11 protein-coding genes are annotated in these 14,150 nt (G+C 46.8%); 4 read left to right on the forward strand and 7 right to left on the reverse strand.

Translation table 11 applies throughout. The features are described from left to right. Positions 1–3 precede the first annotated feature (3 nt). The 3 genes from DW743_RS12850 to DW743_RS12860 all read right to left on the reverse strand — a co-directional run bounded on the left by DW743_RS12850 (position 4) and on the right by DW743_RS12860 (position 4,304). Positions 4–1,257, reverse strand: a complete 1,254-nt coding sequence (locus DW743_RS12850; RefSeq protein WP_022462699.1) for an ABC transporter permease — start codon at positions 1,255–1,257, stop codon at positions 4–6. 15 nt (positions 1,258–1,272) lie between these two features. After that, positions 1,273–2,277, reverse strand: coding sequence for an ABC transporter permease (locus tag DW743_RS12855; RefSeq protein ID WP_117510332.1), 1,005 nt, complete (start codon positions 2,275–2,277; stop codon positions 1,273–1,275). A gap of 98 nt (positions 2,278–2,375) precedes the next feature. After that, on the reverse strand, positions 2,376–4,304 hold the full coding sequence (locus DW743_RS12860) for an ABC transporter substrate-binding protein (protein ID WP_158568572.1): 1,929 nt from the start codon (positions 4,302–4,304) through the stop codon (positions 2,376–2,378). A 315-nt stretch (positions 4,305–4,619) separates the two neighbouring features. On the opposite strand from DW743_RS12860, the gene DW743_RS12865 reads away from it, so the two are divergent. Both DW743_RS12865 and DW743_RS12870 read left to right on the forward strand, forming a co-directional pair. After that, positions 4,620–5,546 carry a DMT family transporter gene (locus tag DW743_RS12865; protein WP_117761787.1) on the forward strand — a complete coding sequence of 309 codons (927 nt, stop codon included), beginning with the start codon at positions 4,620–4,622 and terminating at the stop codon, positions 5,544–5,546. Positions 5,547–5,848: 302 nt separating this feature from the next. Next, positions 5,849–7,339 carry an AAA family ATPase gene (locus DW743_RS12870; protein WP_117761788.1) on the forward strand — a complete coding sequence of 497 codons (1,491 nt, stop codon included), beginning with the start codon at positions 5,849–5,851 and terminating at the stop codon, positions 7,337–7,339. A 240-nt stretch (positions 7,340–7,579) separates the two neighbouring features. Here the strand turns inward: DW743_RS12870 and pckA are convergent, their stop codons facing one another. Further along, a complete protein-coding gene (pckA, locus tag DW743_RS12880; RefSeq protein ID WP_117761790.1) occupies positions 7,580–9,184 on the reverse strand; it encodes a phosphoenolpyruvate carboxykinase (ATP) in 1,605 nt (534 codons plus the stop codon). A gap of 314 nt (positions 9,185–9,498) precedes the next feature. On the opposite strand from pckA, the gene DW743_RS12885 reads away from it, so the two are divergent. Beyond that, entirely contained in the window at positions 9,499–10,833 is a 1,335-nt protein-coding gene (locus DW743_RS12885) for an MATE family efflux transporter (protein ID WP_117761791.1), read from the forward strand. A 10-nt stretch (positions 10,834–10,843) separates the two neighbouring features. On the opposite strand, the gene DW743_RS12890 is transcribed toward DW743_RS12885, so the two are convergent. Continuing rightward, complete coding sequence (locus DW743_RS12890; RefSeq protein WP_055228413.1) at positions 10,844–11,746, reverse strand: AraC family transcriptional regulator; 903 nt, start codon at positions 11,744–11,746, stop codon at positions 10,844–10,846. Positions 11,747–12,035: 289 nt separating this feature from the next. Here DW743_RS12890 and DW743_RS12895 point away from each other — a divergent pair, with 289 nt between their 5' ends. Then, the gene (locus DW743_RS12895) at positions 12,036–12,290 is read left to right on the forward strand and encodes a heavy-metal-associated domain-containing protein (RefSeq protein ID WP_022461058.1); all 255 of its coding nucleotides are present in this window, start codon (positions 12,036–12,038) and stop codon (positions 12,288–12,290) included. Between the two features lie 122 nt (positions 12,291–12,412). Here DW743_RS12895 and DW743_RS12900 read toward each other — a convergent pair whose 3' ends face one another. Both DW743_RS12900 and DW743_RS12905 read right to left on the reverse strand, forming a co-directional pair. Next, complete coding sequence (locus DW743_RS12900) at positions 12,413–13,351, reverse strand: hypothetical protein (protein WP_117761792.1); 939 nt, start codon at positions 13,349–13,351, stop codon at positions 12,413–12,415. Positions 13,352–13,581: 230 nt separating this feature from the next. Then, positions 13,582–14,046 carry a low molecular weight protein-tyrosine-phosphatase gene (locus DW743_RS12905; RefSeq protein WP_117761793.1) on the reverse strand — a complete coding sequence of 155 codons (465 nt, stop codon included), beginning with the start codon at positions 14,044–14,046 and terminating at the stop codon, positions 13,582–13,584. Positions 14,047–14,150 lie beyond the last annotated feature (104 nt).

Consider the following 14,150-nt stretch of genomic DNA (forward strand, 5'->3'; position numbering starts at 1 on the left):
TCCTTAGTCTCTTAACTGCGGGTTGAATACCTGGTCAAGACCGGTGTTCATCAGGTTAAGAGAGAATGAAATAAGTGCGATTACAAGAATGACTGGGAAATATGCCCACCATGCACCGTTTAAGTGTGCATTGTACTGGGTTGCCCATTGCATCATAAGACCAAGTGTTGCAGTCTTTGTGGTTGCCGGTCCAAGTCCGATCATAGAAAGCTGTGCCTCTGCCAGAATTCCGGAGGAAATCTGGAGAATGAAGGCCATAACAACGTAGGATGCAACGTACGGAAGGATGTCGGTAAGGACAATCCGCAGCATGCTGTGGCCGGACAGTTTGGAAAGGTTTACATGGTCACGGTTTCGAAGAGAAATAACCTGGGAACGTACGGAACGTGTTGTCCACGGCCATGCGGTAATTCCGATCAGGAGTGCCACCATCATGATTCCCCTCTGAGACTCACCTACGCTGTAGGAGATGAGGATCAAGAGAACGAAGGATGGGATAACGGTGAACAAGTTGGTAAAGAACAGAATCAGGTTGTCCACAAAACCTCCAAGGTAACCTGCAAGAAGTCCGAGGAACAGTCCGATCACGGTTGCAATGATTCCCGCAACCAGACCAATTTTCAGGGATGAACCTGTTGCAGAGATCAGCTCGGTCAAAACATCACGACCAAAGTTATCTGTACCAAGCACGAAAGTCTGGCGGTTAATAACATCTTTTTCATTGATGTACTGCTTGCTGTCGATGCTCTGAACCTCTTCCAGCTCACCGGTCTCTTCATTTTTCTCGGCAATAATAGTTGGAACATCTTCTAAAATACCATCGATCTCTTTGTCGAGACGCTGATATTTTTTCTTTTTTGCTGCGATAAGGCCTTTCTGTTCTGCATTTGGGTCATATTTTTCCTCCCAGAGAGCAATCAGACCTTCTGCATCGGTAACATCGATTTCACTGGCATCTACACCGCCGTATTTTTCCAGCCATTCTGCCATCATAGAACGGTTGTCCATTGTCAGTTTGCTTTCAACGATGGATGCGGTTGCATCAACATTCATCTTATACGTTTTGCCGGAATTCACGGTGTCCTGAATCGAAAGATAGGTACCCGGTTTGAAAAAGTTTCCGTTTCCGATCATTGCCAGCGGATCTTTTGCCACAACAAGCGGATAGATGATAATAGTCAGGAGAATTGCCAAGAAGATTACAAATCCTGTCACGAATTTTCCTGAATGAAAAATCTGTTTGATTGTATTTTTCATAGCGTATTCTCCTTTCTAATCCTGCTGGGATGCTTTGACACGTGGGTCAATGACTGCATACAGAAGTTCAACAAGCAGGTTGGCCAGCAGAACCATGATGGTAATGATTAACGTACAGGCAGAAAGCAGCGGATAATCCTGGCCGGTAACTGCTGAGAGCATCGTTGTTCCAAGTCCCGGGTAACTGAATACCATCTCAGCTACCAGGTTGCCGCCGATCATGGTACCAAGGGACATTGCGAGACCGGTGATCTGCGGAAGCATTGCGTTACGGAACACATATTTCACAATCGTATGATCCTTGATACCAAGGAAACGACTGTATTTTACATAGTCGGCATTCAATTCATAAATTGACATTGAACGCATACCAATAGCCTGGCCGCCGATCGTGATGATTACGATAGACCAGAATGGCAACTGGTAATGTGAAAGCACAGATTTCATAAAAGCAAGGCTCATATGCGGAATCATACTGCTCGCATAGCCGCCTGCTGCAGGTGCAATATGTAATTTCAGTGAGAAAATGAACAAAAGTACGGTTGCCATACCAAAGGCAGGTACGTTACTGATAAACAGGAATGCCGGAAGGATTGCCTTGTCGAAAACACCTTTCATATAAGCTGCAATTGCACCAAGCAGGTTACCAAGAATCCATCCAACAATAATGGCCGGAAGCTGTAAACATATGGTCCACAGAACCGAACTGGAAATAATATCGGATACGGTACGCGGATACTGGCTGAAAGAAACGCCGAAATCACCGCGAAGTGCATTTTTTACCCAGGTAAAAAACTGGACATACATTGGTTTGTTAATACCAAATTTTGCTGCATAGTCTTCATATACTTTCTGAATTGCAGTCGCATCGGTCATACCTTCTACCGATTTGGAAGCAATAGTTGAAACCGGATCGCCCGGCATCAGACGCGGAAGAATGAAGTTCAGCAGTACCGCAAAGACTAACGTCAGAAGATACCACAAGATCTTCTGCGTATAATACTTTTTCATTCCTTTCATAGAAGAACCCTCCTTCTGATTTTTAAAAGCGGCCGGAGCACCCCGGCTCCGGCCGCCTCTGTTACAATTCAGTATGAACTTTCTTTCTGTTTGGCAAATCAGCCGTCAACCAGTCCCAGATTGTACAGTGCTGCTACGCCATAACCATCGGTGCAGTCCATCGGAGGAACGTTACTTCCATCGTCTTTCTGCGGATAGTTGGTCCATACGGACTCGTTTACTTCGTGGAATACCTGCGGTCTGTACATCAACGGTACACACGGGCAATCTTCCAGCATAATCTTGGAAAGTTCTGTATAGTAATCTTTCAGTTTTGCATCATCGGTCTCATGAGGAATTGCTGCAAGGATTTCATCTACACGGTCGTTCTGATAATGACCGAAGTTACCACTGAAGTTAACCTCAAGATCGTTGTAATCAGAGCTCATGAAGAAACGGCATCTCATGTACGGGTTGGCAACCGATGTACCAGGGCCGGACTGCATGGTGATTTCGAAGTTTCCGGTACTGTAATCCGTGCTGTAGTTTGCTGCTTCCGGGAAGTAGGTCTCAATGTTGATACCAATATTCTTTCCTGCTGCTGCTACGATTTCAAGGGTTGCATTCCAGTCAGACCATCCTGTCGGGCACTCAGCCTTATAGGAAAGGTTCTTTCCGTTGTACTCACGGATTCCGTCTCCGTCGGTGTCTACGATTCCGGCATCGTCCAGAAGCTTCTTAGCACCTTCTACATCGGCATTGGACCACTGATACTCTTTTAAGGCATCCTGATCCACCATAGCCTGCTCAGCATCGGTCGGGTTCATGACAGAACGCGGAACATCTGCGAAGGTAGGAGACTGTCCGGACATTGCTGAAGAAATAACCTGATCGTAGTCAACTGCCATAGCGATTGCCTTACGAACAGCTACCTGATCCAGTCCTTCTACTTCTGTATTAAAGAACAGGGTAGGCATTGTCATACACAGCTGATACGGTGCTTCATCAACATAGGTAGAAATCGGAAGATCCTGCTCTAACCACAATTTCTGAAGGTCTGTGATGAATAGCTGTGCCACATCAATATCACCATTCTGGAATGCGGTGGTAGCTGCTGCGTTATCTTTAAAGATCGGGTGAGAAATATATTTCGGAACCGGAAGCTTACCCCACATGGAATCTGCCTGTCCCCAATAATTATCATCGCGGATCAGAACTACGTTCTGGTCATTGTCAAAGTATTTTTTGTACGGTCCGGAAGTTACCAGATCGTCCATCTTATCCATTTTAATTGCTTCAGCATCGTTGTTGTTTCTGTCAGCTACGGTCTTTAAATAATTTTCCTGCATGATGTAGAGCATCGGCAGATATCTTTCCGCAAGAACCGGGTTAACTGCTTCGCCGGAGTCATCGGTTGTCAGTTTGAAGACTACGGTACTGTCATCCTGTGCAACAACATCTGCAATGTAGCTCTTCATTTCAGCGCCGGTAGAAGAATTGTAATCTACATGTGCATGATAGGTAGCTGCTACATCTTTTGCAGTAACCGGTGTGCCGTCATTCCATTTTGCATCAGCTTTGATCTTAACGGTAATTTCGGTACGGGCATCGTTCCAAACCGGATCTCCGTCTGCAAGCAACGGATACATTTTTGCATCCAGTGGATTCCACATATAAAGAGTTTCATAAACAAGTACACGTGAAGCATCGCCCTGTGCTATAACCATTGCATTGTTTGAGTTTGCTGACATTGGGTTGTAATCATTGACGGTACCCCACTGCTGTCCTGCGAAGTAAAGAGTTTCATTTCTTGGAAGCTCGCCTACCACATCATCTGAACCTGTGGTATCTTCGCTGGAAGCATCTGCTGTGCTGGAAGATGCTGCTGTGGTATCGCTTGATGCATCTGCTGTTCCGCTGGAGGATGCTGTTGCTCCTCCGCTTGAACTAGTGCTTGTGCTTCCGCTGTCTCCACATCCGGCAAGCATCGTTCCTGCCATTGTCACTGTCATTAACAGTGCAAGGACTTTCATGTTACGCTTTTTCATACTTTTTACCTCCTTAAGGTTTTCGTTCTTGCTTGATGAATTCATTATACACAAAGACTGTTAGAAAAACAGTGTCTATTTTTTGTTTTTGGTGTTCTTTTTTTGTTTTATGTTGGTTAAATTGCTCATTTTACTCTTTTTAACTCCCTTTGTTCTGCTCATTTTTCACATATCCATTTTCGCAACATCTGCACTATTTCGTCATTATGATTATTTGTGCTATTTTTCCGTCTTTTCCGACATTTTTCCGTTCGCTTTTTCCATCTCTTTGTGCTATGATGAATATCGTATCAATTTCAGGAGGTTTTTTCTATTATGAATACTGTTTCTCATAAGTACCGACAGTCAGCGCTTCTGCTTCTGACCGCTGCGATCTGGGGTTCTGCCTTTGTCGCACAGCAGACCGGTATGGATTATGTCGGACCTTTTACGTTCAACGCGGCACGAAACCTGCTCGGCGGACTTACGCTTCTTCCGCTGATTGTCTTTTTCTCCTCGCGTAAAAAGCGAACCCTACCGCCGGATGCTTCGTCAGAAAATGGCACACAGCCAAAAACGCTCTGGGCGGGCGGTATTCTCTGCGGCATCGCACTGTTTGTCGCCTCAACTCTGCAGCAGATCGGCATCCAGTACACAACCGTCGGAAAGGCCGGTTTTATCACCGCACTTTACATCGTACTTGTTCCGGTCTGCGGTTTTTTTCTCCGAAAGCGTGTACAGCCGAAGGTCTGGCTCGCAGTTCTTATTGCCGTCGCTGGTCTCTATCTGCTCTGTATGACAGACGGCTCCTTCTCTTTGCAGAAGGGAGATTTTCTTGTGCTTGCCTGCGCGCTCGGATTTACCGTACATATTCTGGTTATTGATCATTTTTCTCCGCTTGTCAGCGGCATCAAAATGTCCTGCATTCAGTTTTTTACCTGTTCGATCCTGTCCGCTGTCTGTATGGTTCTCTTTGAAACCGTAAACTTCTCCGATCTTCTGCACGCCTGGATGCCGATTCTCTATGCCGGAATTCTCTCTTCAGGTATTGGCTATACCCTGCAGATCATCGGGCAGAAAGGATTAAATCCTACCACAGCTTCTCTGCTTATGAGCCTGGAATCCGTTTTTTCTGTTCTTGCCGGTTGGATTCTCCTTCATCAGGCTCTCTCCGCTCGCGAGCTCTCCGGCTGTATTCTGATGTTTGCAGCGATCGTGCTGGTACAGCTTCCGGGATTTTCCAAAACCAACGCTGTTTCCTGATGCCATTCCTTTTTCAGTGTAAGAAAGATTCCTGTTTTGCGAGCTTCTTTCTTACGACAGCTTGCTTTGATGACATAATTTCCCTCCGCCGCAGTGTGATCCTGCCCGGAGGGCTTTTTTATGCCTTCCGAAAATTTAACAGAATCTAGTAAGTCCCCTGCTTCCATTGCGAATATCCGCTTGCCCAATATTTTCATAGCATAAAAATACAAAATTCTGCATATTGATTGCAGGATTTTTTAATTCGTGCTACACTGTTTTTATTGTACCAATAAGCACTTATTTTATTAGGAGGTTCTGTCATGCCCGTTTTTGATTTCAGCAATTCCCCGGAAAAAGCAAAAGTTTCCGAATGTACGTATACTGTTTTCCGCACAAACGCACCGTTTACTTCTCCGGATCAGCCGATCCTAATTCTGGATACAAAAGAGAAGGCTTTCCCGCATCATCCCTGTGGTATTTTCACAAACCCATCCAAACGGACCTCGTTTGAATTTAAAGAGGAAGAAGAAACCTTTATTGCCGACATTCTTCAGATTGATGCCCGTTTTGTCAGCCTTTTAAAATGGCTCGGTGAAAACCATATCAATGTCCGCCTTTCCGGTACACAAACATCCGACGGTTATGCAGTTTACAAAATCCGCGAGATCGCTTTCGGTGGCGGCGCAAAGCTTTCGGCTGAGGATGGATTTTTACAGTTTATGATTGAACGTCTCCTCGCCAGCAATGCACCGGAAGAAGAAATCGAAGATGAAGACCAGGAAGAAACCGGTGACAGCATGAAACTCACCAGCATCCAATCCATTACTGATTTTATGAACTGCGCCGGAAGAACGCTGCCGGATAATATCCGCCTTTGGGCGCGTCGAAATCTCGCTGTTGCCCGATCCCACGAGGTTTCTCCGGAGGAGCGTCGTCACGCACAGCGCGCCCTTTCCATGATGATGAACATCCAGTGGAAAAGCAATTATTTTGAAGCCATTGATCCGGTAGAAGCACGCCGGATCCTTGATGAAGAACTGTACGGCATGGAACGCGTGAAGCAGAGAATTATCGAAACTATCATTCAGATTAACCGGACTCATACGCTGCCGGCCTATGGTCTGTTACTGATCGGTCCTGCCGGAACCGGAAAATCGCAGATTGCTTATGCCGTTGCGCGTATCTTAAAATTACCGTGGACAACACTCGATATGAGTTCGATTAATGACCCGGAACAGCTGACCGGAAGCTCCCGCATCTACGCAAACGCAAAACCGGGAATCATCATGGATGCTTTTTCCATGGCTGGTGAATCCAACCTCGTCTTTATCATCAACGAACTCGACAAGGCTGCCTCCGGCAAGGGTAATGGAAACCCGGCAGATGTTCTGCTGACCCTTCTTGATAATCTTGGTTTTACCGATAACTATATCGAATGTATGATCCCGACCGTCGGTGTATACCCGATTGCAACCGCAAACGACAAGGACCAGATCAGTGCTCCGCTGATGTCCCGCTTCGCTGTGATTGAAATTCCGGATTACACACCGGAAGAAAAGAAAATCATTTTCTCCCGCTATGCACTTCCAAAGGTGTTAAAACGTATCGGTATGAAAGAAAAGGAATGCATTCTGACACCGGAAGGACTCGATGCCGTAATCTCCTGCCACGAAAACACAAGCGGTATTCGTGATCTTGAGCAGGCTGCTGAGCATATCGCAGCAAATGCGTTATATCAGATAGAAGTCAACCATGTTTCCTCTGTTACCTTTAATGCAGAAATGGTACGTGAACTGCTCTTGTCCTGCTGATCTGCCTTATTTTCTATTTTGAAGGCGTATCAGGGTACGGCGAAAACCAGTGACGCAACAATTCACGCTCTGTGGTGCTGAAATTTTTTGTATTATTTTAGAGTGTGCTGTAAAATAGTTTCCTGTCCCATCAGTCTGTACTTTCGGGCAGGGAACTATTTTATTTCTCCAGATATTTTCATAAAAGAAAGCCCCTGACACTTTCATGTCAGGGGCTTCCTTTCGGTCAATTCAGAAAATTTATTTCTGCGGGCCGGCGGAAACAAGTGCTTTACCAGCAGCGTTTCCTTCATATTTTGCAAAGTTCTTGATGAATCTTTCAGCCAGATCCAGTGCTTTGGTCTCCCACTCGGAAGCATCAGCATAGGTATCGCGAGGATCCAGGATAGCCGGATCAACGCCCGGAAGTTCAGTCGGAACTTCGAAGTTGAAGTACGGAATAGTCTTCGTCGGAGCTTCGTTGATAGCACCGCTTAAGATTGCATCGATGATTCCACGGGTATCACGGATGGAGATACGTTTTCCGGTTCCGTTCCAGCCTGTGTTAACCAGGTATGCTTTTGCTCCGCTCTTCTCCATTTTCTTAACAAGCTCTTCTGCATATTTGGTTGGGTGCAGTTCCAGGAATGCCTGGCCGAAGCATGCAGAGAAGGTAGGAGTCGGCTCGGTAATTCCGCGCTCGGTTCCTGCAAGTTTTGCAGTAAATCCGGACAGGAAGTAGTACTGAGTCTGCTCTGGTGTCAGAACAGATACTGGCGGAAGTACGCCGAATGCATCTGCGGACAGGAAGATAACATTCTTAGCTGCCGGTGCAGAAGAAATCGGGCGAACGATGTTCTCAATGTGGTTGATCGGATAAGATACACGAGTATTCTCGGTTACGCTCTTATCATTGAAGTCAATTTTGCCTTCTGCATCAACAGTAACGTTCTCAAGCAGAGCGTCACGTCTGATTGCGTTGTAGATATCCGGCTCAGACTCTTTGTCCAGGTTGATAACTTTTGCATAGCAGCCGCCCTCGAAGTTGAATACTCCGTTGTCGTCCCAGCCGTGCTCGTCATCACCGATCAGAAGACGTTTCGGGTCTGTGGAAAGTGTTGTTTTTCCTGTTCCGGAAAGTCCAAAGAAAATTGCGGTGTTCTCACCGTTCAGGTCTGTGTTTGCAGAGCAGTGCATGGAAGCGATGCCCTTCAGCGGCAGATAGTAGTTCATCATGGAGAACATACCTTTCTTCATCTCTCCGCCGTACCATGTGTTGACGATAACCTGCTCACGGCTTGTGATGTTGAATACTACTGCTGTCTCAGAGTTCAGACCCAACTCTTTGTAGTTCTCAACTTTTGCTTTGGATGCGTTGTATACAACGAAATCCGGCTCGAAGTTCTCAAGCTCTTCTGCTGTAGGTTTGATGAACATGTTAGTTACGAAATGTGCCTGCCAAGCTACCTCAACGATGAAGCGGATAGCCATACGGGTATCTTTATTTGCACCGCAGAATGCATCTACAACGAACAGTCTTTTGTTGGAGAGCTCTTTTTTGGCGATCTCTTTTACTGCTGCCCATGCTTCCTGGGTTGCCGGATGGTTATCGTTTTTGTACTCATCAGAAGTCCACCATACAGTATCTTTCGAATTCTCGTCCACAACGATGTATTTGTCTTTCGGTGAACGGCCTGTATAGATACCGGTCATAACGTTAACTGCACCAAGCTCTGTCTCCCGGCCTTTTTCATAGCCTTCCAGCTCTGGTTTTGTCTCTTCCTCAAATAACTGCTCATAAGAAGGGTTGTACACAATTTCTGTGGTACCGGTGATGCCATACTTTGTTAAATCGATCTGTGCCATCTTGTAATTAACCTCTTTCCTTTGATAGTAATACTGCTTCATTCTGCAAAATGCAGAAATTTGAAGGTATCCTTTAGAAGAAACCGGACCAGCCGACCTCTTCTACTCTAATTATACATAAAAGGCCAAAAAAATCAACTGAAAATCTTCCGTTTTTTTACAGAACGTGTCCCAAAATCTGTAAAAATTTTATAAACTTCGATTTTTCGAAGTTTTCTGACAATTGCATTTTTGTACACTTCATCCTGCAAATTGACATTTTTTGATTTTTTATGTTATAATATTAATAATTATGTTCGGAAAGAAGTTTCTTTATGTATTACGATCTGACCCGCGGGAAAATCTCCCGCTCTCTTATCCTGTTTGCCCTGCCGATGATCGCAGGAAATCTGTTGCAGCAGTTTTACAACATTGCCGACACCCTGATCGTCGGACGCGTTCTCGGAAGCAATGCGCTCGCCGCCGTCGGCTCCTCCTATACGCTGATGACGTTTCTGACTTCCATTTTTCTCGGCCTGTCGATGGGCGCCGGTGCGCTCTTTTCGATTTATCAGGGACGAAAAGATCTTTCTTCTTTAAAACTTTCGATTCTCCACGCGTTTCTGCTGATCCTTGCCGTTACGCTCGTGCTGAATCTCGCTGTTTATGCAGGCATCGAGCCGATCCTTACGTTTCTTCGCGTCCCGGATGAAGTCCGTCCCGGCATGCGGACGTATCTTCTGATTATCTTTGCCGGCCTTATTGCAACATCCGTATACAATTTCTTTTCCTGTATGCTGCGCGCGCTCGGAAACTCTTCTGTGCCGCTGATTTTTCTCGCTGTCTCTGCTGTGCTGAACATTGCACTGGATCTGCTCTTTGTCGCTGTACTGCCGTTCGGCATCGCAGGCGCGGCGCTCGCTACGGTTCTTGCGCAGTATGTGTCCGCCGTCGGTATTCTGCTCTATGTGCTGCTCCGCTGCCGCATGTGGCTGCCGTCAAAAAAAGAATGGCGTTTCAGCCATTCCATTTTAAAAGAGATTCTGAATCTTTCTTCGATGACCTGCATTCAGCAGTCGGTCATGAATTTCGGCATTCTGATGGTACAGGGGCTCGTCAACAGCTTCGGTCCGGCGGTCATGGCGGCATTTGCGGCCGCGGTGAAAATTGATACCTTTGCCTATCTGCCGGTGCAGGATTTCGGAAATGCCTACTCCACTTTCACCGCACAGAATTACGGGGCCGGAAATCACGAGCGGATCCGGCGCGGCACGAAAGATGCTTTTGCACTGAGCGCTGCTTTTTCCATCGTCATTTCTCTGCTTGTCAATCTGTTCGCGCATCCGCTGATGCAGATTTTCGTGAAAGCATCAGAAATGGAGGTCATCGCGATCGGCATACAGTACCTGCGGCTGGAAGGCTCGTTCTATCTCGGCATCGGATGGCTGTTTCTGCTGTACGGGTATTACCGCGCTGTCAAACGCGCCGAGATGTCGGTTGTTCTGACCGTCATTTCGCTTGGCATGCGTGTGGCGCTGGCATACCTTTTCTCCGCCACGGCGCTTGGCGTTGCCGGAATCTGGATCGCCATTCCGATCGGCTGGGCACTGGCTGATATGACCGGACTTTTCTTCCTGCGGCGTGCATTCCGATCGCAGAAGCCTGCATAAGTTCCGAATCTTATATCGCAGTACGGTTTTCTGCGGATAAACTGCGGAACTGCCCCGGCGTCTGGTGCATGCGTTCCTGGAAGACGCGGTTAAAATAGCTGATATTTCGGAATCCGCAGTCGCTCGCAATCTTGCTGATCGCCTCCTCGGTGGAAAGCAGCAGCCGGCAGCTCTCGGCAATCCGCAGGTTATTGACATACGTCACGGCGGAAATATGCATAATCGACTTAAAGAAGCGGCAGAAAGCGCTCTCACTCATATGAAACTGGCTCGCCAGTTCCGCGATTTCGAGATCCTCACAGAAATGAGCATTCATGTATGTGAGGATCTCTTTCATTCTGCTGACACGGTAATTCGTCGAGGCATCCGTTTTTCCGCCGTTCTTTTCTGCCGCACTGTAATATCCCTGCCAGATTTTCAGAAGTTCCGCTTTTAACAGCAGCTCCCAGCCCGGTTCTTTTCTTTCCTGCAGATTTCGGATCTCCTGCATGGCCTGTGCCGTTTTTTCTGCAAGGCGTGTCCCCCGCTCTGTCTTGGATGGAAAACGGATCTCGGAGGACAGCACTGGTTCGATATACTGCTGCTGGATCCGGTCAAGCGATGTGCCGGACAGAAAACGCGGCTGGAATACAACGGCAAGAAACGTAAATTCCTGTCCGTCGATTCCCTCTACCTCATGCAGACGGTTTGCATTGACAAAGGCGGTCTCCCCTTCCCGCAGGAGAAAGGTCTCGGTATCCATATGAAAAACAGCTTCGCCCTTTACTGCATAAAAGAGCTCCACTTCCTCATGCCAATGGCAGTACACCCGCACGGTACTCTGCAGGTCTGTCTCGAAAACGTGAATGCTCAGTGGAAAAAGCTCATCACCGTGGGGCTGTGTTTCTTTTCGGTAATTCATCTGTGAGAGCATATTTTTGTCTCCTCTCTTGTTTTGCTCTGCTGTCCCAATTGTAACACGAACTTTGCGATTCCGGCAAGTTTCCATGTTCTGCCGGCGAATCGCCCTTCCATGACCGTATTTTTCCTTCTTAAATGATAATAATTATCATATTTTATCAGCTTATTGACATTTCTTTTCATCCGCGCTATATTTTAGATACCCCGATAGGGTATGTGATTTCAAATTTTTCATCAAATCCCAGGAATACAGTCCGGCACGCTTTCGTTTCGCTGTATTCCCGGAAGAAAGCAGGTATTGTATGATTAAAACAGTCTTAAAAATTGATGGTATGATGTGCGGCATGTGCGAATCCCATATGAATGATGTAGTCCGCAAGAGCTGCTCTCCAAAGAAAGTAAACTCTTCTGCAAAAAACGGCGAGACCGTTGTCATCAGCGAAGCGCCGCTCGATATTCCGTATCTGAAACAGCAGATCAAGGACATCGGATATGAGCTGGTTTCGTATACGAGTGAGCCGTATGAGAAAAAGGGATTTTTCCATTTCGGACGATAAGCGGATTTCATGCCCTTCCTTTTGCAGTTTGTGCGTCGAAAAAAAGCACCGTTTCAGAAGTTTATTTCCTTTTGGAAATCTGCCTCTGAAACGGTGTTTTCTATTTTTTATCTATGATTTGATCAGCCGCAGCAGCATCCGCAGGACGGCGGCGTTTCTTTCTCCTCTTTTTTCGGAGATTCTGCGCCCAGATCGTACCAGGTTGGGTCGATGTCGAATCTGCGGTTGTTTCCAAGATAGATCGGATGGGTCGGGTCTGAGGACAGGTAGGCGCGCTCGGTCGAAACCTTCCACTGTGCATCCCAGTCAATCTTCGGAAGTGCCAGATCGTAGTGTGTGCTGGCGCGGAAGCCGTCTTTCTCTCCCTCAATTCTTCCCTTGGCGTCTGCCGGCGGCACGGCAAAATCTGCAAAGAAGGTGTTCACACCGTCGAAATGGCCTTCGTTGCTTCTGGAGAAGGAACTGCGGTATACCGCGTTGTTGATATTATCGAAGAGCCAGAGATTCATCTTATCAATCTCTTCCCGCAGCTCCACCGGATACAGCTCCGGCGCGCCTTTTTTGTGCCATGGGCGGAAGTTGACCTCGAAATAAGTGGTCAGCCAGTTGTAATCGTTGTTGACTACCTTTCCCGTCGTTGTGTCGATCAGCGCCGGAACGGTCGTTCTTCCCTGGTAATCATCATCAGCACGGTAATACGCCTCAGAGAGGAACTGATCGCCGAGCACCGGGTCGATGTTGTTTTCATTGTAAACGTATTCCCAGCCAAGGTTTTTCTCATGCGGGGCATGTTCTACCATATTGACGGAAATCTGATCTTCCAGGCCCTCCAGCTCTCTTACGATCGCCGCGCGGTTGGACCAGTGGCACAGCTTTGCCCAGACGAGACGGTATCTCTTATTACCTTCTGCCTTCAGATCATTTTCACCGTCGCCGAACGGAGTCGTGAAGTGATTCGGCTGTCTGCGAAAATAGCCGTTTTTGTCGATCTCCGATACGGTTTCTTTTGGTCTTACGCGGATTTTTCTTCCATTTACAATCTCATAATCATAATTCGCCATTGATTTTCTGCCTCTCTTTCGCGTGTTCTATCGAATGAATTTTCAAATAGGAAAGCTTTTGTTTTCCTATTATTTCGCTATGTTTTCTATGCAGTTATCATACCATATCTGTCTGGTTACGTCTAATTGCTAATTCTTTGGAGTGGCTATAGGATTTTCTTATATTAAAAGGCTAGTGCCGCATTCTCTGCAAAATGGGCACTGGCCTTGTTTTCGGCGCTTTTTGTTTTTCAGATTTTTCCTTCCCGGCGCAGATACACCAGAAAGCCGTTGCATCCCTCCACGACATCGCGGTACGTCGCCTCAAAATCTCCCGTATACCACGGATCCGCAATATCGCGGCCGGAACCGGCGAAGGAAAGAAATTTGTAAACCTTTCCATCCGGATCATTCTTCAGCATCCGGTTCAGATTGCGGATATTCGCGGTATCCATGACGATGATGTAGTCGGCGCGCTCGTAATCCTTCCATGTAATCTGCTTTGCGTGATGCGGCACGAGCGGAATGTGCTCCTCGCGCAGTTTATTGACTGTCCCGTAGTGCGGCGGATTGCCGATCTCCTCGCGGCTGGTGGCGAAGCTGTCGATTTCAAAATTGTGGGCAAGGCCGAGGGAATTTACTTTGTGGGTGAATACGCTCTCAGCAAGAGTCGAGCGGCAAATATTGCCGTGGCAGATAAATAGTACTTTAATCATCTTTTTATATCTCCATTTAAGTCTTGTATTTCTTCTCAAAAGCTTGATATTTCACAATGTCATTAACTTAAAAGCAGAAGATATTTATTCCGAAATGGATTAGA

Origin of the sequence: Blautia sp. AM28-27 (assembly GCF_003480905.1) — a bacterium.
Classification (GTDB): domain Bacteria; phylum Bacillota; class Clostridia; order Lachnospirales; family Lachnospiraceae; genus Fusicatenibacter; species Fusicatenibacter saccharivorans.

What these genes read in the sequence shown, in the direction of transcription:
- DW743_RS12850 (WP_022462699.1), bottom strand. Translation starts at nt 1,257, where the DNA reads ATGAAAAATACAATCAAACAGATTTTTCATTCAGGAAAATTCGTGACA.
- DW743_RS12855 (WP_117510332.1), bottom strand. Translation starts at nt 2,277, where the DNA reads ATGAAAGGAATGAAAAAGTATTATACGCAGAAGATCTTGTGGTATCTT.
- DW743_RS12860 (WP_158568572.1), bottom strand. Translation starts at nt 4,304, where the DNA reads ATGAAAAAGCGTAACATGAAAGTCCTTGCACTGTTAATGACAGTGACA.
- DW743_RS12865 (WP_117761787.1), top strand. Translation starts at nt 4,620, where the DNA reads ATGAATACTGTTTCTCATAAGTACCGACAGTCAGCGCTTCTGCTTCTG.
- DW743_RS12870 (WP_117761788.1), top strand. Translation starts at nt 5,849, where the DNA reads ATGCCCGTTTTTGATTTCAGCAATTCCCCGGAAAAAGCAAAAGTTTCC.
- pckA (WP_117761790.1), bottom strand. Translation starts at nt 9,184, where the DNA reads ATGGCACAGATCGATTTAACAAAGTATGGCATCACCGGTACCACAGAA.
- DW743_RS12885 (WP_117761791.1), top strand. Translation starts at nt 9,499, where the DNA reads ATGTATTACGATCTGACCCGCGGGAAAATCTCCCGCTCTCTTATCCTG.
- DW743_RS12890 (WP_055228413.1), bottom strand. Translation starts at nt 11,746, where the DNA reads ATGCTCTCACAGATGAATTACCGAAAAGAAACACAGCCCCACGGTGAT.
- DW743_RS12895 (WP_022461058.1), top strand. Translation starts at nt 12,036, where the DNA reads ATGATTAAAACAGTCTTAAAAATTGATGGTATGATGTGCGGCATGTGC.
- DW743_RS12900 (WP_117761792.1), bottom strand. Translation starts at nt 13,351, where the DNA reads ATGGCGAATTATGATTATGAGATTGTAAATGGAAGAAAAATCCGCGTA.
- DW743_RS12905 (WP_117761793.1), bottom strand. Translation starts at nt 14,046, where the DNA reads ATGATTAAAGTACTATTTATCTGCCACGGCAATATTTGCCGCTCGACT.